This is a genomic window from Salinimonas chungwhensis DSM 16280 (assembly GCF_000378185.1).
GTDB lineage: Bacteria > Pseudomonadota > Gammaproteobacteria > Enterobacterales > Alteromonadaceae > Alteromonas > Alteromonas chungwhensis.
In genome coordinates this window covers 506,499-529,880 of record NZ_KB899377.1, presented here as the reverse complement: position 1 = coordinate 529,880, position 23,382 = coordinate 506,499, and the positions used below count along the sequence as shown (strand labels likewise).

Sequence of the window (23,382 nt, the reverse complement as noted above, 5' to 3'; positions counted from 1 at the left end):
AGAACTGATATCTATTTCGCAAACCCGTATTCATCCTGGGAACGCGGATTGAATGAAAACTTCAACGGTTTGCTGCGCCAGTACATCAAGAAAGGCACCGATTTACGGACGATAACAGATAGGCAAATTAATGAGGTTGAACGTGCATTAAATGCCAGACCGAGAAAGTGTCTCGGCTTCAGGCAGCCAGTTACGGTATTCAATGAATTACGCAAAGCTGCCTAAATTAGCGAGTGGTGCACTTCGGAGTTGAATTCGCGGTTGGCTAATATTTGGTATTTTCTCTTTTGGGTTCGCTATAGTTATTTACACGATTTTAGCTTTTCTATTCCCGCCTCCAAACCATTTTGATTTGAATGAGTTTAGACGGTAGTTTTGTGTCGTACATAACAACCCAATAAACTCACTCACTGCGTTAGCTGGGACGCATACACGCGGGGCGGCTTCGCCATTATGCCCCACGTGCCTGCGCCCGTTATTTAAAAGTTATGTGACTGGAAGCTCATGCAAAATGTAAAAGTCGAAGAGGATTTAAGACAACTGGTAAAAGACGCTAGGTGGGCTATCTGGGCGTTTACCATTTTAAACATTTTTGTTTTGTTTTTTTCCTTACGAACGGGTTGTATGACGAATTTGTTTTCGTCCTACTTTTTATCCAAGCATTTTTAGTTCTATTTTGGTTGGCCCTGTTTTTTTGTACCAAGTCTTTGTTAAAAAAGTACGTTTAAAATACGCAATTTATAGAACTCTGGCATCGTACAGAGAGACGTTTGCTTACTTTTCTTGGTAGTGTCACATAACAAAACACTAAAGGTGCTCGCGCTGCTCGCTGGGACGCTAACACATGGGCTGCGTCACTTCGTTCCTAATTTTAGCCCATGTGTTATCGCCCCTTAGTGGGGTGTTAGAAGCCAAGAAGAATCATGGCTCGTCGTTCAGAGTTCAAGGGAATAGTAAGAAACTTTGCTCATATGCTAAATAACCGCAATAACGATCACCTTGGTTACTGGGCTATAGGGCAACTATGCTTAATTGCTGAGCAAGAAAGCATCTCTTCTATCTCAATCAATCTGTTAGAAGTAGAACATAGCGGTGTTAAAAATTGCCTTGAACCATTTGCTAAAAGCATGCGCGAATTGCTTATTAAAATGCTGAATTCTCATAAAATTCCCTCATCATGGCTTAAGTCAGCCAATGTTATTTTTAGTTTTAATGAGCAATATCAAAAGCAGTATGACTATTGGCGATCAGCTCTGGGCTCACCTTACCTAGTAACGTTGGAAATTACTTCAGATTTAGGCAAGGTGTATAAACAAACATTTGGTGGTAATGTAAATCCACATGATCCTCGTAGGGAACAACGGCGTGCGGCTTCTAACAAGCAAATTATGACACTCGCTGTCGCTCGTTGGGACGCAAACACGTGCGTGGCTTCGCCATTATTGCACACGTGTTTGCGCCCCATATTTGGAAGTTAGCTGCCACAGCGCACTAATGCACAACATGCTGTACAGGTGCTCATTTTCGATCTAAACTTGTTCCATATAATGTACAAGTGAGGTGCAAAATGAGAATAGTCTCCTTTACCGAAGCACGAAATGGTCTAAAAGCCGTTTTGGACAACGTCATCAACGATGCAGATACTACAGTAATCACTCGTCGTGACTCTGAAGATGCCGTTGTAATGTCATTGGATTACTACAACAGCCTTATGGAAACTGTTCATCTACTTCGTTCCCCAGCGAACGCTGAACACTTAAATCGTTCAATTGCACAGTTTAAAGCGGCAAAAACGACCCAGCGAGAACTTATTGATGAGTAACAGGTTATTATCATGGACTGATGAAGCTTGGAATAGTTATGTCTTTTGGCAGACTCAAGACAAGAAAACCTTGAAACGAATTAATAAGTTAATTTCCGATGTTAAGCGCTCTCCATTTGACGGAATTGGAAAGCCGGAACCTCTTAAAGAAAATCTTTCAGGTTTCTGGTCCCGAAGAATAGATGACACCAACCGTTTGGTATATACCGTGGAAGATAACGCAATTACCGTTATCTCATGTCGTTACCACTACTAATAGGTGGCAGCTAACAATCACATTAAGCCGCTCGCAGGCTCGCTGGGACAGTGGGTGCTATGTTTCAAGGAGGAATGAATGACATCCTATGAAATTTTCAGCACGCTGATCGCTGTTTTAGCCGTGGTAATTTCAAGCGTCTCGCTGGTTCGTACTAGAAAGCTAGCTATCAAACAAAATGAATTTAGCGAAAAAAGTATACGAGTTTCTGCTTTGATTGCTTTACTCAATGAATATAAAAGCCAAGTTAGTGTGTTTGAAAAGGCATTAATTGATGGCACTGTTCAAAGAGAAAACTTAAGTCATTCTGGTATGGAAGAAGCCGCAGAAAAATATAGGGAAAAGCAATATCAAACATTGCAAAAGATCGAAGAAGAGCTTAGTGGTTTAAAAGGCGATGAAACATAACAAACAAATTATGGCTCTCGCTGTCGCTCGCTGGAACGCAAACATGTGCGCGGCTTCGCCATTATGCCCCACATGCCTGCGCCCCTTATTTAAAAGTTAAATGCCACAAGGAATCAGCATGTTTAAACTTTTATGGTCTTTCATTTTAATTATTCCTCTATCGTGCGTATCAGCACAAAGTAGTGAAACATCAGTCGATTTGCATGAAAACACTGTAGTTTATCGCGGTGAGTTATCACCGTCAGCAAACCAGAAACTTCTTTCCCTTCTGAAAAATGGTGAGAATAAAGTTGAATGGCTGTCTATAACTTCTAAAGGTGGCGAAATTAATCACGGTATGGAACTTGGTGTTCTTGTTTATGACTATCATTTGAAGGTTGAGGTAAATGATTATTGTCTTTCATCATGCGCCAACTACGTTTTTTCTGCAGCAAACCACCACAGGATATCGAATCATGCAGTCATCGGTTTCCATGGCGGTACTACCGGAATGGAGAAAGAAATAACTTCGTTTATTAAAGGTCTACCTGAAGAGGAGCAGGAGTCAACGAAGCAGAACCTTGAAAAATATATGAAGTCAGCCATTGTTCGTGAGCGGAAGTTCTTCGAAAAAATTGGTGTGGACCAACAGATAACAACACTTGGACAATCTCCCAAATACGATGAGTTTGTTGAGAAAGAAGATTTTGTCGGCTGGTACTACTCGCTTGAAGGGCTTGCTGCACTTGGGGTATCTAACGTTGATGTTGTTAATCCTCCTTGGGTATATCAACACTTAAGTGAAAAAACTAAGTTTTTCGAAGTTAAAGTAGGCGGCATTTAACAATCACATTAAGTCGGTCGCAAGCTCCCTGGGACAGTATCACGCGGGCTCTGCTGCGCACTATAGCCCACGTGTTTTTTCCCGCCAAATTAGGACGTTATACCTCAACTTATTTTGAACAAGTTTTAATCCAGTAAAAGGAATTATTATGAAAAAATACTTACTTGCTTTATCAATCTCACTTCTCTCTAGTCCAGTAATTGCTGATGACCAATTTGGATTATCCATTGGCACTCCTGCCGCAGCCAACTTTGTTTACAAAGGTGAAGTCGCTGACATTCCTATTCAGGTGGCTGCCGGTTATTGGGGCGACTCATACAGTGGTGTCGAACTCGGTTACAGGTTTATTGAGCGTGAAGGCGCTTTTTCAAGCGCACAGGTATTAGCGGGCTATTCTCGTTTAGAGGACTCAAATGATTTTGTAGACGAATGGACGTACGTGGGTGCATCTGCAACATTTTCTTGGGGCGGCTTTTTTATTGAGCCCGGCATTTCTGTTGGTTCGGGAGATTATTCAAGCCCGCAACTGCTATTTCAAGCAGGATACGTATGGACGTTTTAAGAGCGGTATAATAACTCAATAAACTCACTCATTGCGTTCGCTGGGACGCATACAAGCAGGGGCTTCGCTATTGTGCCCCCTATATCTGCGCCCGTTATTGCAAAATTAGCTGCTAGAACCAACCATAGAGGGATTTATGCAAACTGCGTTTGTTTTAGGATTTCCAGTAATCGTTATCTTACTGATCGTTGCGAGGTTAAAGCTCAAACCGCTAACCAGTTATATGACTATTGTGGGATTAGGAATACTGTCATCATTTATAGTTGAGTTCGTTTTTTGCTCTGTCCTAAAAACCCAGTGTGAACCAGATGCTTTGAATGTAGTGGGTATCTTTTTTCATTCATTTTATGTAATTGCTATTTGTTCGATTATTTACGCTGTTATGCCTCGCAAATTTAAACAAAAATTGAGGTGAGTGTGTCAGCTAACAATAAATTTTTGCGCCGCCAAATTAGGGCCTTATGCGCTTTCAGGTTAACGCAAGCAATTACAAAATAGTAAAATGAAAATGACAGCCTATCCCTGGCCTGTTTTATTTTTTTAGCGGCTTTTTTGCTGTACCCCAAACAGATCACGCGAAGATAAATAAATGCGAAATATCATGTGATGGTTAAACACTAAAAATAGTTGATTTACACAGTGGCGCTGGAACGTTTTATACAATCGGGGGTACCTACTCGTTCCTGTCACTGGTATAGTGTCTGGGACATTCGTCGCGGTAAATAACATCTATTACTGGGGAAAGGAGCGCTTAGTCTGTGGCTCTGAAAAATCGCGCACATAACATAGCGCCAACCTCGCTCCTTCGGTCGTCAGGCCAAATACACGCAGGCTCACCCGCTCTGCTGGGTATTATAGCCTAATAAATTTACCCGTTATGCAGGTAGTCAGGTACATGAAAGGAGTCTCGTATATGAAAAAGTTAATTATGTTGCTCTCACTCGTACTTATTCTGGCAACTATTAGAATGTCGGGTGCCGGGTTAAGCTTTTTCCAGGTCTATATTGCGGCACCACTCTTGCTGACTATTTTATTGGTTTTGGTTAACGCAAAAAACACAAAGCTTAATATGATTGTATCATATGCTGGTTTGTTTTCGGGTCTGCTGGCTTTAGTACCTTACTACTCTGCATATACATATTCGGGCCAAGACGGACAGGCCGGCCTTATTTATGCTGTTATGCCATTGTATCAACTAGCATTCATGCTTGTAGTAGCCGCTATTGCCTGGATTATCATGCACCTGACAAAGCGATCAAAGAGGAAAAATACATAGCGCTGCTTCCCTATCCAAACACTGTGTATTTATCCCTTAGCTAAATCCCATGTGCCGTTCAGACCGAGTGACGGTTAATTTATTTATTGATACTTCCCATGTTTTTCACAAGCAGATTTATACTTAGTAATTAACGTCTGGGCTACGCAAATAGTACTACTAATAAATGGAGAAATCATGGAACACGTATATGGTATTTTGGGGTGGGGCTCCCCTCTTGGTATTGCATTATTCTTATTTTTTTCCGGGGCTGGTACTGGCCTGTTTTTCTGGGGTTTATCCTGCCTTAAACGAGCCGCTCTCGATAGCACTAAAAAGAGCGTATAGCGTATAGTAGATATGTGCGAGCGCGAGCGAAGCATATAATAATTCGCATCAACATCAGCGCGGGACGTTCATGTTGTTGTGCTTTGGGTTATACGTTAAAAGGAATACAATGAAATCACTGGTAAAATGGCCTCTGATTATAGGGATCTGTGTGGCGGCTATTTACTATGCTGGGTTTTTCATATTACCGAGCGTGACCGTAATCAACAAAACAAACGCTGATATTCAGTCTATAAAGATTATATTGCCTGACTCCGGATTAGATTTTGGTAGCGTCCTCAGGCGACACCAAAATACTATTCACTATTCTTTGCAGCAAACTGATGGTTTTTACAAGTACGATATTACTAACCTGGATGGTGTTGTTCGCTCGGGAACGTGCGGATACGTCACCAACAATGAAATTCACAAGCGCGTGTTAATACAAATTACTGAACAAGACGTTATTTGCGACGGTGGCATACAACAAAGGCATTAGGCCGTTGCTTCGCTCGCCATTGTAGCCTGCGTATTTTTGCCCGTAGCGCAGACCGTTATGCTTGAGGAGGTAACCTGAAAATTTTGGGCAGTTTCATAGTGTTGGCAAAGGCAGCTTACTTTTGCAGCGGTAACATGCTTTGCCTCGTTACCCACAAACCATAGTTGCCAGAGGTTAGCTGGTCTTTTGCGATGGGCTGTCACGTTTCATCAACCATGCATAAGCGGTAGTAAAGGCTGTCTCTTGAAACTGCTTTAAACCAGTGTCTGAAAAAGGTACTGGGATTGGGTTCCTGCGTAAAGATTCTTTAATATCCGTAGGGTTAAACACAACAACCTCTAACCCTTCAATTAGTTCGATTGCCGCCTCCAGTTTAAAGCCAATAGCACTGCCTGCAAATTTACCCTTACTCTGGCGCTGCCGAATTATCACAGCATCAATTTTGTAGTCAGCGACGAGTTTAGCGAAAGTACTTTGAAAGTTTTTGAGCCCTTTTGCACTGGTATCGGCTAACGTCAACCGGCGTGTACGGCAGTCGGAAATATGAAACAAACCATCTACCAGAGACACCAGACAAACCGTTGCTTCGTTACCTTTTAAATCTACACCACAAACTTTCATATGAGTTCCTATTTACATTTATCTGCCATTATAACGTGTTTCGCGATAAAGATACTGCTCTATTGCGTCCACTGCCTTCGTGTTGATGTCTTACTCCATAGCGCTTTATTCTTATGCATACGATCTGCTTTCTCCCCTTGCCAGGTAAACCATTTTGCGGCCTGTTTATCCGGCAACAAAATGGATGTGGAGTTACATAAACCATAACTGGCTTCAGCTAACAAAGTTTACTATTGATAAATTACCAGCCGGACTAAATTACCAGCCGGACTAAATTACCAGCCGGACAGTCACTTTTGGATTACCAGCCGGACAGGCACTTTTGGATTACCAGCCGGACAGGCACTTTTGGATTACTAGCCGGACAGGCACTTTTTAACATTTAAAAATTCAGGCAGGTAATTACCTGCAAGACAGTCACTTTTTTGTGTTTTAAAATCCAGACCGGGTTGCAAGTAAAGGCAGCTAAGCTGCGCTAGTTCCGTAGTACGGCTAACCATGCACTTAAGCCAATTGCTTCGCTCGCCGGAACCTCACAGCACGCTGGGTATGCCTTTCTTTTATCGTACGTATTTTTACCCCGTATACGGGCCGTCAGCATTACCAATAATGCGGGATAATCATTCATGAATAAACTACAAAAAGTTGCAGGTGTTCCAGCGATTTTCATGTGTAGTTGCGATGATTTATGCTGTTGCGTTTATTTATTTTGACGCTTTTTGGACCTACCCTTTTGAAGGCAGTCCATTAGAAAAAATGGTATATCTGGCAGAAAATCAGTTTGCATTTTCAGTTATCTATTTTCTGCTCTATGCAGTGTTCGGAATCTTTCTCGCTTTTCTTGTTGTTGGCCTATATGAACAAATAAGACCAGCGAATGATGAATTTGCTGAAGCGGCTTCTGTTTTCGGCATTGCCAGGGTCGCCCTGGTTATCGCAAGTGTTATGCTGGCTCATGTTGGGCTGCCATATGCAATTGATCTGATGGATTTATCCCCTGAAGATGCTTTTGAGATGTGGCGATTGATTTCAGTGCTAATCGAAAGCCTTGGGGGAGGAAACGAGCTGGTTGGTGGACTTTGGATGCTGTTTAGTCCCGCTGCTTTAAAAGCCAAGGTTTTCCCGCAATGGCTGAATTATCTTGGTCTAATTGTAGGTATTTCTGGTATAGCCACTATCTATCCCGATGACGTTCTCACTGAAATTTTTGGTATCACTCAGATAATATGATTTGTTTGGCTTGGTGTAGCCATGTTAGGCCAAAGTAATGCTAACAAGTCAATTAAACCGAACGCTAACGTGTCGGCTGATAGAGGAAAAAACCGTAATAAATACAATTTACCTACAAGTGAAAATTAAAAGAGATGTTAACGTGGATTCTTAAAGCCACGCTAGCTGGCCCACTGTTAATGCGTCCTGGTAATGGTGCCTCTACAAAAGCGTTAAACGTGGAGAAAGACGGTTTTGTCGGAATATACTATCCGGCCACATCAGGTGAACAACGGATTGGTGTGTTGATTTTAGGCGGCGCTGAAGGAGGGCTGCCTGAAAAGCTTGCAGCGCCCGTTGTTGATGCCGGTTACCCGACGTTAGCTTTAGCTTATTTTAATGCAGACGGTCTGCCTCAGGATTTAGAGAGGATCCCACTGGAGTATTTTACTCAAGCCAAGTCATGGCTTAGAAGTCAGGATAATGTAAAACCAGAGGCGTTGATTATAGTCGGCTGGTCTAAGGGCGCTGAATTAGCATTGCTGTTAGCAGCAAAAGATGAACAGATTTCAAAGGTGGTGGCAATAGCGCCCAGCTCAGTTGTCTGGGCTGGCATTCTAAAGGATTGGACCAAAGTACCCGCCTCGAGCTGGACGAAAAATGGAAAAGAGCTACCTCACGTTGCTTTTAACCCGTCGGGGCCAGTAAACGGTTTAAGAGACTTGTATACTCAGTCTTTAGCGAACAGGGAAGATGACAACAAAGCTGATATTCCTGTCAATAATATAAATGCGCAAGTGGTGCTGATGACAGGCGAGAATGATGAAATTTGGCCTGCGCCGATAATGGCAAATGACATCTGCGAAAAAATGAACGCTAAGCAAGAAAATCAGTGTGAGCATATTTATTACGAGAACATGGACCACTTGTTAAATTACAAGTTCTTAGACAAGGGCACAGATGAACATCGTACATTTATTGACAAGCTAAAAGCTGACTAAAAGAATAACCGGTTTCGGCATCCATTAGGCAATGCCCAGAGGGTTCAAACCCAAAACCTATCAAAATATTAGTTCCGGGATTCTCTAGTGTTTTGTTCTACACAGTTGCGCCTGACGTTTTTTTGGGGTGCATAAAAGGTAATCAGAAAGGAGTTTAAATGCGCTATCAGGCGGTAAACTTTCAAAATAAACTAGGGCTTTTCGATGAACAGTGGTCACCCAAGATAATTGCGGAGATGAACGACTATCAGTTTAAGGTTGTTAAAATTCAGGGTGAATTTGTATGGCACGATCATAAAGAAACAGATGAAACATTTATCGTGCTTGAGGGTAGCCTCAGAATCGATTTCAGAGATGGGCACGTAGACCTTTCTGAAGGTGAGATGTATGTCGTTCCTAGGGGCATCGAGCATAAGCCTGTTGAGCAACATGAGGCGAAAGTTTTACTTATCGAACCGCGGGGCGTGGTAAATACTGGCGACAAAACTGTAAACCAAACCGCTGAAACTGATGTTTGGATCTGATGGAATTTACAGTCACAGATAACGCGACGCCTTCTTCAATGCGGTTTTGCTTAAAGTCTAAAATAACTGATGCTGCGACCGTAACGTGCCTGTTTGGAAAACCGCCCTGAAAAACTGCCAAAAGATGAATAAATATGAACTTTTCACTATTCACTAAACTTTTATCCAGAGAGGTCATTATTTTTCGAAAGTGTGCTCTCTGTATCTAAGAACGATGCAGAAAGCCAGGCATGGCAGTTGTTTTTGAAAACCTGATTACGACAAGCAGGCCATTAGATTTAATTGGCATCGTTGCACAAAAAAAAGCTATGATTGTTGGGTGTTTCTTTTGTAGTCGCTTTAGCGTGCTAGTGGGTAAAAAGCGTTCATTTTGTCGCCGGTTGCAGTTTCAAAAATGTTCAGGTTTCAGGTAATGTTCAAAAGCTAGTCCAACATGGGCTAGACCATCTTAGTTTGTTAAATGTGGGTTTTGATATACTGTGCCCCATGTTATTACCCTTAAAACGGGCTTTTAGCAAATCACTGAAGATAGTGTAAAAGCGCCTTGTACTTTAAGTCAGCTAATCGGGTGGCCGGCACAATCTCTTCATGGCCAGGAGATTGCGGCTATGGCTGGCCAGACTCACTGTGTTGGGGCACTAAATGACCCTGACCTAAAATAAAGTCAGAGCATTCGGATGTAGCCAGGCTGCGTCTGTGTTCGAGACGTCATTCACTTATATGGATATAAATATGAAAAAGGTTTTTCTCGTTATAGCGTTACTTTCATCTGGCTGCAGTTCGACTCAACATACCTCTGGCAAGCAGTTGACAGAACAACCAGTTAGCAATAGCTCGTCACACATTACCACGCCGAATAATTTCGAACTTAGCTACTCTGATACCATGAAAATTATTCGTGGAGCAGCAGAAGCAGCGCCCGCTGGAGTGAAGGGAAACTACACCTTTAAAATCAAAGCGACAGGTAGTAAAGGGACTTTCGTGTATCTTAACACTGAAGTTGACTACCGCGACCAACGCGCTGTGACCGTTGCTATTCATCCGCGCATTATTCACCAGTTAGAAAAGAAATACGGAAGCTCTCCTCAGGATTACTTTGTTAATAAATCAATCAAGGTCATTGGTGAAGCGCAGCGCATAAAAATAAATTTTAGAACCCCTTTTGGTTTAAGTGACAGGTACTATTATCAGACCCATATTATTGTGACGGATATGGCTCAAATTGAAGTGCTAAAACCTGGATCCTCATTAAGTGCTGCACTGAGTCACTAACACCGTGGCTCTTCCCTGTTCGCCGAAACATCGTTGCCCAATAGTTTAACGTAATACTGCTATGAGGATATGTATGAGAGTACTTGTTATTTTAGCCACCATTTTTCTGATCATTGGTGGGTGCACCCAAAACATAAAACCGCCCGATAAGTGGGAATATAAGGTCGTAACTATAGACCCGATGGCGCTCTCAAAGCGATTGAGAAATGATAAGGTTTCCCAAGTTAGTCAGCGTGAAGTATTACAGTTAATTGATAAAGAAAGGTCTTCGTTCTTAACAGGATATGGGGAGAAAGGGTGGGAGATTATCGCGGTTGACAAACTTACTTACACTTTTCGTAGGCCTATTTCTAGCTAGTTCGACTACAGTAAGCTCCCGTAGCCACTTGCGCTGGCTTGTAAGGATATAATTTCGCGAATGTAGTGGCGATTTATTGTCTCCCAGAGCTTAACGGTTGGTCTTGCTTGATATACCCGGTGTTAAGCAACGAAATAAAAGGATTTATTATGAATAAGATGGTTACTTGCCCTATCAGTTGCACTTTTATCTACATCAACGCTTGCAGATGATAGGTTTGGTGTATCTATTGGTACTCCCTCTCTGGTTAACTTTGTTTATAAGGGTCATGTCGCAAATCTTCCTATTCAGGTGTCAGCGGTTATTGAGGAGACACTTACAGAGGTATCGAAGTTGGCTACCGATTTGTTGAACGCAGAGGCGCATTTTCATGGGGTGGGGTTTATGTTGAAGCAGGCATTTCTGTTGGTTCAGGGGGTTACTTTAATCCACAACTGTTGATTCAGGCGGGATACCTCTGGCGTTTTTAGATCCAGCCAATCATCACGCTTAACACGATTGACCGCAGTCGCTGGAAGACAATCTCCACACAGATTTGTAATTGCAACGCTATGGTTACACCGTTAAGCGAAATGCTTAGGAATTTGAATTGATACCGACATTGAAAGCGAAAAGAATCTGTCTTCGACCCCACCGTCTCTCAGATTCCAAAGATGTTCAGCGGTTGGCAGGCGAAAAGATTATTGCTGAAATGACCGCTAACATCCCACACCCCTATGCTGATGGTGTGGCGAAAAAGTGGATTTCAAATCATGCCGGCAGGTTCAAAAACAGAGAAGCAATTACGTTTGCGATTCAGCTCTCTGAAACTAGGGAATACATAGGCACAGTAAGCATCACCCAAATCGACCGCTTTTTTGGAAATTTAGGTTATTGGATTGGTACTCCATATTGGGGTAATGGTTATTGTACTGAAGCTGCCTGCTTAATCATCAATTATGCTTTTAATGAGTTTGGCCTGAAATTACTCTACGCCAGGCACCTACCGGAGAACCCTGCGTCTGGAAATGTTATAGCCAAAAATGGCTTTGAATACAAAAGTCACGTGTTAGTTGGCCACCGAGAACTCTTGCATTATGAGTTGTCGTTTTGGAAGTGGTAAGATATTCAGAACAAAAGACTTTAAGCTCACACCTCTTTCCAGCAGAGAAACTTTATAAATCGCTGAATATTGATAACTGAGGTTTAAAATTTTTCCACTGCTCTTTTATAGTTCGCTAGCGATCGCTATGTCTTCCTTATTTGCATCATCCCTATTGGTTTTCCTAAACGATTATCCCGTGATACTGGTGTAAAGTACTTAGTTACACTGCTTGCTATAAATATCCTTATTTTGTGTGCAGCACAATTACTCATAGAACCTAAGATAAAAACCAGAATAGATTTACTAATAACCATCCCCGCATTATGCTTTCAGTTATTTTCTATATTTTTATTCTTAGAGCTGAGTAAATGATGATCCGATCAATAGTAATTTATCTGGTTTTTTATTTCCGTAACAGCCTCTTACTATAACTTTTGCACCCAGTAAAGCTGTGCATAGAACATAAAATGAGGCATTAATTCAGCCCGAATTAGCCTCCCAAACTCGGATGTAGAGCTTGGCGTGCTGAAGGAGCAGGAGCGCAACATTATTCACTATTGTCTGCAGAAAAGTAATAGTGCCTACGGACATCGTATTTTAATTTTAAGCCGGGTTATTCGCTCGGATAAATGCAGCTATATGATCAATAATGAAGTGTAAAAAAGCTTTATAAAAAACGATCATGAAAAGCCATAATTCCTGTTTATCTGACAAAAATTAACTATCATAATCCATCAAGAGTATCACCCTCAACATACACGCGGGCCTGTGCACTGTACTTAACAATCAACCCTTGTATTCATTTTCTGCCTGCTGCAGTATTGTCGTCTTAGAAAACTGTTCACTCTTAATTTTTACAAAAAATAAAAACATAATTTTATATCTTTTCATCGCTGGTTATGCCTAATTCAACTCACAGTTATTGATTCAAGCTGACTGGATGTGCCAGATTTACTTATGTTACATACCCTTTATTATTGCGAAAAATAATAATAATTAGATTATGCCACCTTTTGTTGGTGCAATGTTATCTTCATGGCCAGAGATTGGCCGAAAGTAAAAAATAAGGATATCCTTGTGAATAAGATAATCACAACTCAGTTCAATATTATTGCTACCCTTGCATTAATATTTGTTGAAATTCTTCATACAGCAGTAACGCATGAGTCGGGCTCTTCAAGTGGTGATACCTTAATGGCCACCTATGTAAGTTCTGACCTAAGCCTCCTTTTTATATTAATAAATATTGGATTACTTTCGGCCTTGATAATGTCCGGATTATTTAAACACGTATGGAATGCATTAATTTCCGATATTTTCAATCTAAGAGAAATTGTATTTAACGAAGCTTATGCTGTTTGCATCATTGTTTCCTGGGTTCTTTGGGGTTAGTGATGACAAGCGTTGTTACCTATTTTTACTGGGCATAAAAATAGATTACATTATAATAAAGTACTGGCGAACGTGATAATTTGCGCTATATTAGTCCTATAATATAGAAAGGGATTTTTATGCAACCTTACAAAAACATCCAGTCTCACAATTTGACCTTATTACTACTATTAGCACGAGTAACTGCTTATCTTGGCATAGCAGCATTGTGCTTTTCAGTTTTTATTTTAGCCTTCGTCGCTCTTACCAGTGGCTTTATGACTACTATTGCAAGTCTTGTCTTTCTACCTATCTCACTCGGGGTTCTGCTTATATCGGGAGTTATGGCAGCTATTGTAGCCGTCGAGGAAAACTATAGAATCAGGACGTTGCACCTTGTAGGCATTGACAAATTATAGACGCCATAAAATTACTCGAGTTGCTCGTTGGAACGCGTGTTCGATAACTCGTTGGATCGCGTGTTCGATAAGCAGTGCAGTCACTTTTACTATTCAATGTATCCGCGGCCGGATGGGGGATGGGGAAGACAGTCTCACCGTAAGGGAATATAATTTGAAAATTGTTGTTTTTGGCAATTCTGGTTCTGGCAAATCCACCCTGGCGTTGAACATGGCACGGCGGCATAACCTGGCGCATCTGGATCTAGACACTATCGCCTGGCTACCCTCTTCTGTGCCTGAAAGAAGACCTCATGAACAATCGAGGGAGCACGTAGAGCAGTTTACCCACCACAACAAATATTGGGTAATAGAGGGGTGTTATTCTGATCTTATCGAACTTGTTATAGAAAAAGCCTCTGAAGTTATCTTTTTAAATTTACCCGTGAGCATGTGTATCGACAACGCCAGAGAGCGCCCGTGGGAGCCGCACAAATATGCCTCTAAAAAAGCTCAGGACGCGAATTTGGATATGTTGATAGACTGGATAAAGCAGTATGAAGTGAGAGATGATACGTTCTCCCAAAGCGCTCATCAACGTCTGTTCGACGCGTTCACCGGTGCTAAAAAAGAATACACCTCCAATGTGCCACACGCTGAACTGGCCAATATAGTAAGCCCATCCTAAGTGCCCGGTCGAGTACCATAATCATAGTCACGGTTATTGTTGATTAAACAATAACTTGGTACCTCCACACATAGCCGCGGTAAAAAGACATCAAAAGCGGTGCAATATTTTATTCAACAAAATAAATATGTTTATAATATTTCTCCGTTTCACTCGGCCCGATGAAGTTGCAATAACTGAAAGTTGAAGTTAGGTTGCAAATTACCGGGCGAGGAATATTTTTTATTGGCACTGATATAAAATAAAGTATATTGAACGGATCAGGGCTCGATTTCGCCTCGCTAACACTATACTAAGGAGAGGTAATGAGTAGTATGCTGAAAAAACTGGAAAAACACAGAGCAGAATCAGAGCAGAAACTGATAGTTTTCTGTGGGATAATTGCGTTGCTTTTATTGAGCATTGGTTTGAGCATAGTAGCGAATTTATTTTTATTATCACCCTCGGCTGACCTTGCTATTCGGATAATTGGGTCTGCCGTTTTGCCAGCGTGTAGTGCCGCTTACATCTTTTATCATTATTACCGACAACACTTAACAGGCTATCGATAATTCATCACTTTGGCTCCCTGTGTAGACCGTGGTGGCTTTACTCCTGATTAGTGAAGCCTAATCATAAATAAGGCATTAGATGAAATTCTTAGTTTTTCTGGGCAGTCTTCGCGATAGTACACCACCACGACCAGCCCGCCTGGGCGTTCGGGTTACTGAAGCGATTTTGGAATGTATGACCACTTGCTACGCGCAGCATGAAACAGAACTGATTGATGTTAAGGATTTTCCGCCGGATGCTATTTTTAAACCCCACTTTGCATATCCGGAAAACAAAGCCCCTTCTCAGCTCAGGGCCCTCGCTGAGAAAATCAAACATGCCGATGGGTATATCATGGTCAGCCCCGAATATAATCACACTATGAGCCCGGCTTTGGCCAACCTGTTGAACCATTTCGGCAGTTCTTTGTACTCATATAAGCCAAGTGCAATTGTTACCTATTCTGCCGGCCAATGGGGTGGAATGCGTGCCGCAGTAGGCATGCGCACATTTCTTTCTGAGCTCGGCTGCTTACCAGTTTCTGCGATGATACACGTTCCCAGAGCTCAGGAAACATTAAACGAAGACGGCTCGCTAAAGTCAGAAGAGAATAAAGATGCCTGGTTTAATTATTTTGGCCGGACATTGAATCAATTAGCCTGGTGGGCACAGGCCACCAATGAATATCGGGAAAAGGTCGATCCTCATTCATTGATAAAATCTTTTAAAAATTCTCCGCTTGAGCGCAATGCCCCCTGACACTCTGCAGCGCAACAGTCGCTTATCCAACCTGCTCACACCGCGGCTATAGTTAAGGACAGTCACCTGAAGGATGACAGTTTGAGACGCTCACTTTTACTATCGTTTAGGACAGTCACCTAAAAGAGGACAGTTTCAGACGCTCACTTTTACTGCCGAACTTTTTGTCCAATTCACGTATCTCCGAATATGGCCCTGAGTACAGTATAAATTTGTTGCTGCATCGGCATAATGGCAACATCTTTTTTGTTTGTGTTACGACCATGCCACGACCCCGCAAAAGCCTTATAAACCTTAACGACACCTCTTATTATCACTGCACCTCACGCTGTGTGCGCCGGGCGTTCTTGTGTGGTAAAGATAAGCAGACAGGGAAAAGCTACGAGCATCGACGGCAATGGGTAGAGGACCGCCTGCTATTGCTCGCTGACGTGTTTTGCGTTGACGTCTGTGCCTATGCCGTTATGACTAACCATACACATGTGGTATTGCGCATCAATAAATCCAAAGCCAACTCACTATCTGATAGTGAGGTTATCAGGCGCTGGCATAAATTGTATAAAGGTATGGTGCTTGCCCGACGGTATCTCATCCCTGCTGAGCAACAAACGCTTTCAGAAGCTGAAATTGAAACCGTAAAAAGTCTTGCACAGGTGTACCGCCATCGTCTTTATGATATCAGTTGGTTTATGCGACTGCTTAACGAATATATCGCGCGGCAAGCCAATAAAGAAGATGATTGCACCGGGCACTTCTGGGAAGGAAGGTTTAAATCTCAGGCGCTTATGGATGAAGCCGCCCTGGCAGCCTGTATGGCTTACGTGGATTTGAATCCTATCAGAGCTGGTATCGCTGACACACTTGAAACATCGAGTCACACCAGTATTAAAATGCGAATTGTCGCCGCTGAAGTAAAAACACAGCCTGCGCCTCTTCTTTCCCTTAAAAACAGCTTAGGAGATGCTGAAACGGATGCGCTACCTTTCCACATTGAGGACTACCTGGGGCTGGTTGAAGTAACCGGCCGTTACTTTCATCCAGAAAAGCGAGGAAAAATTAGTCAAACCACACCGGGCGTGCTTTCTCGCCTCGGTTTAAACACAGAATCATGGCAATTAATGGTAACCGGCATTGAAAGCGCTTTCGCAACATCCATAAGCATTGAGGAACTGAATAGACGGCGAAGCAGGCTCCTGGCAAATCGCACTGGCTGAACTTAGTCACGTAATCGTTACACACCGCTCTGTTTACCGCACCCGCTATGTATTGCTCATAGGCTTAAATACACATCCCAGAAAAGCTATCTGCCGCATTAGTACCAAGATCGCCTTTGTGTAATTTCGACGTTCAGCTTTAAAACATTTTTGTATTAATCACGTCCAATACAATTTGTATTGCTTTATGTAAACATTTCTTTTGCTCATAGTGACTGTCTTTTGGTGACTTTTCTGTGAGTATGCCACTTATAGAGTGACTGTCCCTTATATGTTTCTCATAACCGCTCATGAGTTTCAATTTCAAGCAATTGTTCTTGAGCAATCTCATCTTCTATACGCGGATCAAGTGTCGCCGCTAACGGTGATTGTGTTACATCCGACGCACTGAACACATAATCTGAATGCGCCATGCGCTCTCTGTTCTGACGACTATTTATTAGAGTGAGTAAGCTAAACATCATCGCAGATAAGACTGCAATAGCGCCGTATAAAGAGGTATGTCCCAGCAACGTCATGATTTGTGCTAACGCAATTGAGCCGATGCCCGCCCCACAGCCAAATATCACAAGCAGTGCTGCCGATACACCGACTCGCTCATCATCTGAAACTCTTGAATTCGCCAATGCAGAGGCCAGTGGGTACAACGTAAATGCAAAGGTGCCAAACAGATAGGAGAGTATGAACATTTGAGCCTCGCTTAACTCTTCCATCATAAATGCGGCACCTACAATAATTAGCGCTATAGCATTAAACCTCAGCAGAAGGCTTCGTCTTACACGGTCGGAAAGAACGCCCATAGGCCACTGCGCCAACAACCCTGCTACGATAGCCACAGACATAAACAAAGCTATTTCCTGCGCATCAAACCCCGCTTGATTAGCAAACACAGGGGCCAAGCCGTAAAAACTACCATTTATTATCCCGGCAAAAGCCATAGCTGTAAGTGATTGCGGCACCAATTTAAAGTAACTTAGCGTACTCGTTTCCAGAGGTTTTATCGGTCTAGGATGAATCCGACGTGTCAGCGCTATGGGTACAATTCCAACTGATACGACAAAGCACACGAGAAATAAAGGTGCATAATCCAGCGTCTCAAACTGCGCCAAAGCTAATTGCCCCAACACCGTGCCCAGATATGACGTGATCATATAAACAGAAAATACCCGGCCGCGTTGCTCATGGTTGGCTTGCTCGTTGAGCCAACTCTCCAAAATCATGAAATTACACATCATACCGATACCGACAACGAGCCGAAGCGCTAACCACACATAAAGGTTATCAATGACACCATGCAGAGAAACACACGCTGTAACTCCCGCCGTACAAGCTGCAAATGAACGAATATGCCCCACTGACTTAATTAAAAAATAGCCAACCTTAGCGCCGAAAAGCAAGCCCAGGTAATACAAACTAGTTAAAGCACCTATCCAAATAGTTGAAACATTTTGCTGGCCGAGATAGAGGGCAAGATAGGTGGTAAGTAGCCCCATACCACCAACCAGAAAGAAATTTGCCAAGTATAAAGAGAAAAAAGCGCGCACGCAGCCACCCTGAGAATAACGTTTCGCTAACGATAGTTGTTTTTTGTATATTTCGATAATACTTTATCAATAACAGGTAAAAATATTGTCTCCCCCACCACCGTAGCGCTTCATCCACTGACTGTACTCAACCTTCTATCATGTTTGGTAACCCCAAAGCCTAAGTAATCCGACCAATATTTATTAGGGACAGTCACTATGGTGATAGACGCGTTCGATTGAGTACTTAAGCTCATAATATCTTTGGTAGGCAGTCTTTGGAGCGTTTTTAAGGAACTTTGTAACGAACAAGCTTACTGAAATATTATATCTATCCTCCTTTGCTCTTCGGCTGAAGAGCGTATTTTCCAGGACCAGTCGCTTCTGCTCTCACATTTCTGATTTTTTCTGGCAGTATCTGGAGAATGTTACCTGCGCTTTTTTTCAAAACTTATAGTATCCTGCTATGCACGATGACTTTGCAGCCTCAGCACTATTTTAGATGGATGACGATAGATGGCCGGACGCTGAATAGTTATTAAATATAAGTTCGACTGTCGTGTCGTAATGAAAGAGGCATTTGCTGTCAACACCAGAGCCTTTCTTTGCCAAAAAAAGACTCTTACTTTATCAATATTGAAGTTATTCATTGAATATGAATATTATCTGGAAAACATATGAAACTATTGGTCCGAAACTTAGATCGAGCAACTACTGAGGAAGAACTGAAAAGTCTTTTTGAAAAATTTGGTTCGGTGCAATCATGCAATTTAGTGATAGATTCAGATACCGGTAAGTCCAAGGGATTTGGTTTTGTTGAGATGCCAAAGGTAGTTGAAGCGAAGGCCGCATTGCAAAATCTTGATGGCACACCAATTGGCGATAATAAAATTCGAGTCAGAAAGGCCGAGAATAAAAAACTTTAGTCTTTTTTAGCGCTTTCCCGCGACCTATACCATATCGCTTCCACTTTTTGCTTAATGCGTTAGCTGGCTAACAATATTGTAAGGATTTACTCCTTTCAAGTCTGATAGCGTCTGGGTATTTTATATCTGGTAAAGCCTGTTGTCGCCAGGCGAAGTCAAGTGACTGTCCATTGTTTGCTTAAAGTGACTGTCCGTTGTCTACTGCTATATCGCTCCCAGCTATCGTTTAATGCGTTAGATGGCAATAATCTTGAAAGGGTTTACTCCTTCAAAGTCTCATAGCCTCTGGATATTTTATATCTGGTAAGCCTTTAAGCACCAGACAAAGTCGAGTGACTGTCCAATGTCTGTCGCAATGCCTGTCGCTAAGCATTTTTTCACTGCTAAAACAGAGTATTCCTGATGCGAAACCGCACTCTTTGTTTGCTTTTCTTGCCATATACTGGCCCAGGGTAGAGCTGACTCTAAATTGCCCGATTAGATAAAGTATAGAAAACGCTTTACCTCACTAATCAAGACACAAGCTCAGGTATACGACGTACGTTTGGGAAAATAAGCTCCCCGCTATTTTGAAATAATAACCGGGACTACGAAGTATTTTTACCCCAGTAAATAAGGATATGTTCTATGTCGAAAATAAAACCCGTTGTGCCGAATCGCATTGTGGCCGGTATATGGCTGGTTTTATCAATATTGCTTGCAGGGACTGCCATTACGCTGATGTCTGCTGGTTTAATCTTATTGGTACCCGCGATATTGGGTTTAGCCTGGCTGGTGTTTGTGATGGCAAGACAGCGCACAGTTACCCTGGCGCTGCCAGTAGAAAAATATGAACGGTTAATGCGCTGGTCAGGCCTGATAACCGCGCTTTGGGCAAGTCTTGCCACTGCGCTGACCGACCTAATATCTCTACCATGATCGGCTAAAGCACTTCACCTTTATGGTACACAAAATGCAGTTAACTGTCTGCTTCATAAAGAGTTATATCTCATAGTGAAAAGACAATGTTGAATCTGATCGCACTATAGTACAAAGGATGATGCCATATGATAGCGACACGCAAAAATTTAAAAAACATACATTATTGCAGGATTAACCAGACGCTATATAATTCAGATAATCGTAGAGTCAGCGTTTAACTTTCCGTAAGTAGGATAACAGACGGCAAACTTTTCAGAGATTCGACAAGATGGAAGCGTTTATTCACGGTCCGACAGGCGCAGTTCACACTATTTTTGCAAGTGCAGCACTCCTACTTGGCGCGTTTGTTCTGTTTAAGCCTAAGGGGACAAAACAACATCGAATATATGGTTACCTGTACGTAGTTAGTATGCTCTTGCTCAACATTACCGCCATTCCTATCACCAACATGACAGGCAGTATCGGTTTTTTCCATGTTTTCATAGTAATTAGTCTGCCCACGATACTAATGGCCATGTATTACCCGCTTTTCGCCCGGACAACGAAAAACTGGATGATCAAACATTTTTCGTATATGTACTGGAGCTATGTAGGACTTATCGCCGCTTTTATTGCTGAGGTTATGGTAAGACTGCCATTGCTTATGGGCCAGTCCAGCCCGTCCTTTGAACAACCTGGATCTGCAACAGCCAGCATTTTCACTGCTACAGTTATAATGTTATTTGTGATGGCAGTGGCTGAGTACCTGTTCAGAAAATACCGTCGCCAATTATTTCATTAATCTGCTTTGTTAAACGTGTACTCATAGATGAGCCTTGATTTAAAAGTCGTGCAGAGAACTTGCCAGGTCAATTTGCACGCTCCCCACTTGCCACTTATCGGTACCCCCTTCGATGCCCCACAATTTACTATCAAAGCCAATAAGCTTGTCAGTTACTTCTCCACTGTAATCCGCGGGCTTGTATGCTGTTGCCAATAATACCTGCCTCGCAAGCTCTGAATACGTATGTATATTCCTTAACATGGTGTTAACCGTTATGCTGAGTGGATCGAATACCAACGGAACCTTATATGCACCATTTAACTTTCCGAACATTTTGGCGTTGCGCCGCAGTGATGATTAGCGCTACGGCCCTCCTCTCCTGCACTATGAGTGAAGAAAACCGTCTACACAAAAACGAATCCGCCAGTTCTGCTGACTCGACGAAAAACGCCGGCAAACCCGTGGTGTATCAGGTTTTCACCCGGCTTTTTGGCAATACCAATACTACCAATAAACCCTGGGGTACACTGGCAGAAAACGGTGTAGGTAAATTTGATGATTTTACTGATACGGCTCTCACGGAGATCCGTAAATTAGGGGTTTCCCACATTTGGTATACCGGCGTTCCTCATCATGCACTGGTTACTGATTACACCGAATACGGTATATCCCAGGATGATCCTGATGTGGTTAAGGGACGCGCGGGTTCCCCTTACGCGGTTAAAGATTATTACAGCGTAAACCCTGATCTTGCTACCAACCCCGCCAAACGCCTGGAAGAGTTTGAAGCGCTTATTGCCCGTACCCATGCCCATGATATGAAAGTGATTATTGATATAGTCCCTAACCATGTAGCCCGTGATTATGAATCATTAGACTCACCAAGTGACGTCAGTGATTTTGGGGCCAATGACGATACCACGGTCACTTACGCCCGTGATAATAATTTTTATTATGTGGTGAACGAAGATTTTGCGGTACCGCAGGACGATAATTACATCCCGCTGGGTGGTGATTCCCATCCGCTTGCAGATGGTAAGTTTGTTGAAAGACCGGCAAAATGGACGGGCAATGGCGCCAGGGCCGCGCAGCCTTCGATAAATGACTGGTACGAAACAGTCAAAATCAACTATGGTGTGCGCCCGGATGGCAGTTATGACTTCCCCAGACTCCCCGCTGGTTATGCCAACAAATCTTTCTCTGAGCATGCTGCATTCTGGCAGGGCAAGTCTTTACCTGACTCCTGGTACAAATTTCGAGACATCGCTCACTACTGGCTGGACAAAGGCGTCGACGGTTTTCGTTTCGATATGGCTGAAATGGTACCTGTAGAATTCTGGTCGTTTTTAAACTCATCGATCAAGATGAAAAACCCGGAAGCATTTTTACTGGCTGAGGTGTATCAGCCGGCTAAATACCGTACCTATCTGCATCAGGGTAAGATGGACTATCTTTATGACAAAGTTGGATTTTACGACACCCTGAAAACTGTCATGCAAGGCGACGGTGATGTCTCTTCGCTACTCAAAAGCCACCAGCAGGTTAGCGACATTGCTCCGTCAATGCTCCATTTTTTGGAAAACCATGACGAACAACGTATCGCGAGCCCGGAATTTGCCGGTGACGCCAGTAAAGGTAAACCAGCCATGGTGGTCTCTTCGCTAATCAGCGCTTCTCCCATCATGCTTTACTTTGGTCAGGAAGTGGGCGAAGACGGCAGTGAAGAAACCGGCTTTGGCGACCCATCCCGTACGACTATTTTCGATTATGCCGGCGTACCTGCGCATCAGCGCTGGATGAATAATGGTGCGTTTGATGGCGGCCAGCTGTCCGCCGACGAAAAAGCATTACGTAACTTTTATCAGTCTTTGTTGACAATCGCTGCGACGAATCCGGCAGTTAATGGCGAGCTGATCAGCTTACACGATGCCAATCTGACTGACTCAAAAAATTATACCGAGCAGCAACTTGCTTTTATTCGTGCGCAAGGAGATAACCGGTTACTGGTAGTAACAAATTTCTCTGACCAAGCTGTAAAGGATCTGACAGTCACTTTGCCCCCTGGTGTTGTAAAACAACTGTCGCTACGCGCGGAACATCCGCTACGTGGTGAGCTTGACTCTGGCAATGACGCTACTTTCAAGCAGACAGAAAACAATAGCCTGGCGGTCACTTTGTCACTAAGGCCCAATGGTTCTCAGATTTTTTCATTTTAAATAAGTCCGTCATCAGAGCCGTATTGTCTGCGGTTTTGATGAATAGATGCT

At 42.8% G+C, this 23,382-nt stretch carries 25 protein-coding genes; 22 read left to right on the top strand and 3 right to left on the bottom strand.

The features are described from left to right. The 9 genes from F458_RS20420 to F458_RS0106785 all read left to right on the top strand — a co-directional run. A partial coding sequence (locus F458_RS20420; RefSeq protein WP_018982649.1) for an IS30 family transposase occupies nucleotides 1–225 on the top strand: 225 nt, incomplete at its 5' end. Between the two features lie 698 nt (nucleotides 226–923). Beyond that, a complete protein-coding gene (locus F458_RS19185) occupies nucleotides 924–1,478 on the top strand; it encodes a hypothetical protein (protein ID WP_211213188.1) in 555 nt (184 codons plus the stop codon). An 89-nt stretch (nucleotides 1,479–1,567) separates the two neighbouring features. Continuing rightward, the gene (locus F458_RS0106820) at nucleotides 1,568–1,822 is read left to right on the top strand and encodes a type II toxin-antitoxin system Phd/YefM family antitoxin (RefSeq protein WP_018982647.1); all 255 of its coding nucleotides are present in this window, start codon (nucleotides 1,568–1,570) and stop codon (nucleotides 1,820–1,822) included. Then, nucleotides 1,815–2,078: a Txe/YoeB family addiction module toxin gene (locus tag F458_RS0106815; protein WP_018982646.1), complete on the top strand. Its 264-nt coding sequence runs from the start codon at nucleotides 1,815–1,817 to the stop codon at nucleotides 2,076–2,078. Before F458_RS0106820 ends, F458_RS0106815 begins: the two co-directional genes overlap by 8 nt. A 78-nt stretch (nucleotides 2,079–2,156) precedes the next feature. After that, nucleotides 2,157–2,486 carry a hypothetical protein gene (locus F458_RS0106810; RefSeq protein ID WP_018982645.1) on the top strand — a complete coding sequence of 110 codons (330 nt, stop codon included), beginning with the start codon at nucleotides 2,157–2,159 and terminating at the stop codon, nucleotides 2,484–2,486. A 118-nt stretch (nucleotides 2,487–2,604) separates the two neighbouring features. Continuing rightward, nucleotides 2,605–3,309, top strand: coding sequence for a hypothetical protein (locus F458_RS0106805; protein WP_018982644.1), 705 nt, complete (start codon nucleotides 2,605–2,607; stop codon nucleotides 3,307–3,309). 148 nt (nucleotides 3,310–3,457) lie between these two features. After that, nucleotides 3,458–3,871 (top strand): hypothetical protein, encoded by a 414-nt coding sequence (locus tag F458_RS0106800; RefSeq protein ID WP_018982643.1) that lies wholly within the window; start codon nucleotides 3,458–3,460, stop codon nucleotides 3,869–3,871. A gap of 913 nt (nucleotides 3,872–4,784) precedes the next feature. Beyond that, a complete protein-coding gene (locus F458_RS0106790) occupies nucleotides 4,785–5,147 on the top strand; it encodes a hypothetical protein (RefSeq protein ID WP_018982641.1) in 363 nt (120 codons plus the stop codon). A 436-nt stretch (nucleotides 5,148–5,583) separates the two neighbouring features. Then, entirely contained in the window at nucleotides 5,584–5,952 is a 369-nt protein-coding gene (locus F458_RS0106785) for a hypothetical protein (protein ID WP_018982640.1), read from the top strand. 174 nt (nucleotides 5,953–6,126) lie between these two features. On the opposite strand, the gene F458_RS0106780 is transcribed toward F458_RS0106785, so the two are convergent. Then, nucleotides 6,127–6,573, bottom strand: a complete 447-nt coding sequence (locus tag F458_RS0106780) for a DUF3010 family protein (protein ID WP_018982639.1) — start codon at nucleotides 6,571–6,573, stop codon at nucleotides 6,127–6,129. Between the two features lie 681 nt (nucleotides 6,574–7,254). Here F458_RS0106780 and F458_RS19180 point away from each other — a divergent pair. From F458_RS19180 to F458_RS0106710, 9 genes are all read left to right on the top strand, one after another. After that, nucleotides 7,255–7,803: a DUF4386 family protein gene (locus tag F458_RS19180; protein WP_018982637.1), complete on the top strand. Its 549-nt coding sequence runs from the start codon at nucleotides 7,255–7,257 to the stop codon at nucleotides 7,801–7,803. Between the two features lie 134 nt (nucleotides 7,804–7,937). Next, entirely contained in the window at nucleotides 7,938–8,783 is an 846-nt protein-coding gene (locus F458_RS0106765) for an acyl-CoA thioester hydrolase/BAAT C-terminal domain-containing protein (RefSeq protein WP_018982636.1), read from the top strand. A gap of 158 nt (nucleotides 8,784–8,941) precedes the next feature. Then, entirely contained in the window at nucleotides 8,942–9,307 is a 366-nt protein-coding gene (locus tag F458_RS0106760) for a cupin domain-containing protein (protein WP_018982635.1), read from the top strand. A 732-nt stretch (nucleotides 9,308–10,039) separates the two neighbouring features. Continuing rightward, complete coding sequence (locus F458_RS0106755) at nucleotides 10,040–10,579, top strand: hypothetical protein (protein WP_040610159.1); 540 nt, start codon at nucleotides 10,040–10,042, stop codon at nucleotides 10,577–10,579. 947 nt (nucleotides 10,580–11,526) lie between these two features. Then, complete coding sequence (locus F458_RS0106745; RefSeq protein ID WP_018982632.1) at nucleotides 11,527–12,039, top strand: GNAT family N-acetyltransferase; 513 nt, start codon at nucleotides 11,527–11,529, stop codon at nucleotides 12,037–12,039. A gap of 1,059 nt (nucleotides 12,040–13,098) precedes the next feature. Then, complete coding sequence (locus F458_RS0106735) at nucleotides 13,099–13,413, top strand: hypothetical protein (RefSeq protein WP_156824185.1); 315 nt, start codon at nucleotides 13,099–13,101, stop codon at nucleotides 13,411–13,413. A 510-nt stretch (nucleotides 13,414–13,923) separates the two neighbouring features. Then, the gene (locus tag F458_RS0106725; RefSeq protein WP_018982628.1) at nucleotides 13,924–14,478 is read left to right on the top strand and encodes a P-loop NTPase family protein; all 555 of its coding nucleotides are present in this window, start codon (nucleotides 13,924–13,926) and stop codon (nucleotides 14,476–14,478) included. 630 nt (nucleotides 14,479–15,108) lie between these two features. Continuing rightward, the gene (locus tag F458_RS0106715; protein WP_018982626.1) at nucleotides 15,109–15,768 is read left to right on the top strand and encodes an NADPH-dependent FMN reductase; all 660 of its coding nucleotides are present in this window, start codon (nucleotides 15,109–15,111) and stop codon (nucleotides 15,766–15,768) included. Between the two features lie 263 nt (nucleotides 15,769–16,031). Next, nucleotides 16,032–16,982, top strand: a complete 951-nt coding sequence (locus tag F458_RS0106710) for a transposase (RefSeq protein ID WP_018982625.1) — start codon at nucleotides 16,032–16,034, stop codon at nucleotides 16,980–16,982. 278 nt (nucleotides 16,983–17,260) lie between these two features. On the opposite strand, the gene F458_RS19175 is transcribed toward F458_RS0106710, so the two are convergent. Continuing rightward, nucleotides 17,261–18,526, bottom strand: coding sequence for an MFS transporter (locus F458_RS19175; protein WP_018982624.1), 1,266 nt, complete (start codon nucleotides 18,524–18,526; stop codon nucleotides 17,261–17,263). Nucleotides 18,527–19,182: 656 nt separating this feature from the next. Here F458_RS19175 and F458_RS0106700 point away from each other — a divergent pair. The 3 genes from F458_RS0106700 to F458_RS19170 all read left to right on the top strand — a co-directional run bounded on the left by F458_RS0106700 (nucleotide 19,183) and on the right by F458_RS19170 (nucleotide 21,133). Next, nucleotides 19,183–19,431: an RNA recognition motif domain-containing protein gene (locus F458_RS0106700; RefSeq protein WP_018982623.1), complete on the top strand. Its 249-nt coding sequence runs from the start codon at nucleotides 19,183–19,185 to the stop codon at nucleotides 19,429–19,431. A gap of 627 nt (nucleotides 19,432–20,058) precedes the next feature. Continuing rightward, nucleotides 20,059–20,349, top strand: coding sequence for a hypothetical protein (locus tag F458_RS0106695; protein ID WP_018982622.1), 291 nt, complete (start codon nucleotides 20,059–20,061; stop codon nucleotides 20,347–20,349). Nucleotides 20,350–20,620: 271 nt separating this feature from the next. Then, the gene (locus F458_RS19170; RefSeq protein WP_018982621.1) at nucleotides 20,621–21,133 is read left to right on the top strand and encodes a DUF2306 domain-containing protein; all 513 of its coding nucleotides are present in this window, start codon (nucleotides 20,621–20,623) and stop codon (nucleotides 21,131–21,133) included. Nucleotides 21,134–21,172: 39 nt separating this feature from the next. Here F458_RS19170 and F458_RS0106685 read toward each other — a convergent pair whose 3' ends face one another. After that, nucleotides 21,173–21,376 carry a hypothetical protein gene (locus tag F458_RS0106685; protein ID WP_156824184.1) on the bottom strand — a complete coding sequence of 68 codons (204 nt, stop codon included), beginning with the start codon at nucleotides 21,374–21,376 and terminating at the stop codon, nucleotides 21,173–21,175. A gap of 125 nt (nucleotides 21,377–21,501) precedes the next feature. Here F458_RS0106685 and F458_RS0106680 point away from each other — a divergent pair, with 125 nt between their 5' ends. Further along, nucleotides 21,502–23,331: an alpha-amylase family glycosyl hydrolase gene (locus F458_RS0106680; protein WP_018982619.1), complete on the top strand. Its 1,830-nt coding sequence runs from the start codon at nucleotides 21,502–21,504 to the stop codon at nucleotides 23,329–23,331. The last annotated feature ends 51 nt before the right edge of the window (nucleotides 23,332–23,382 follow it).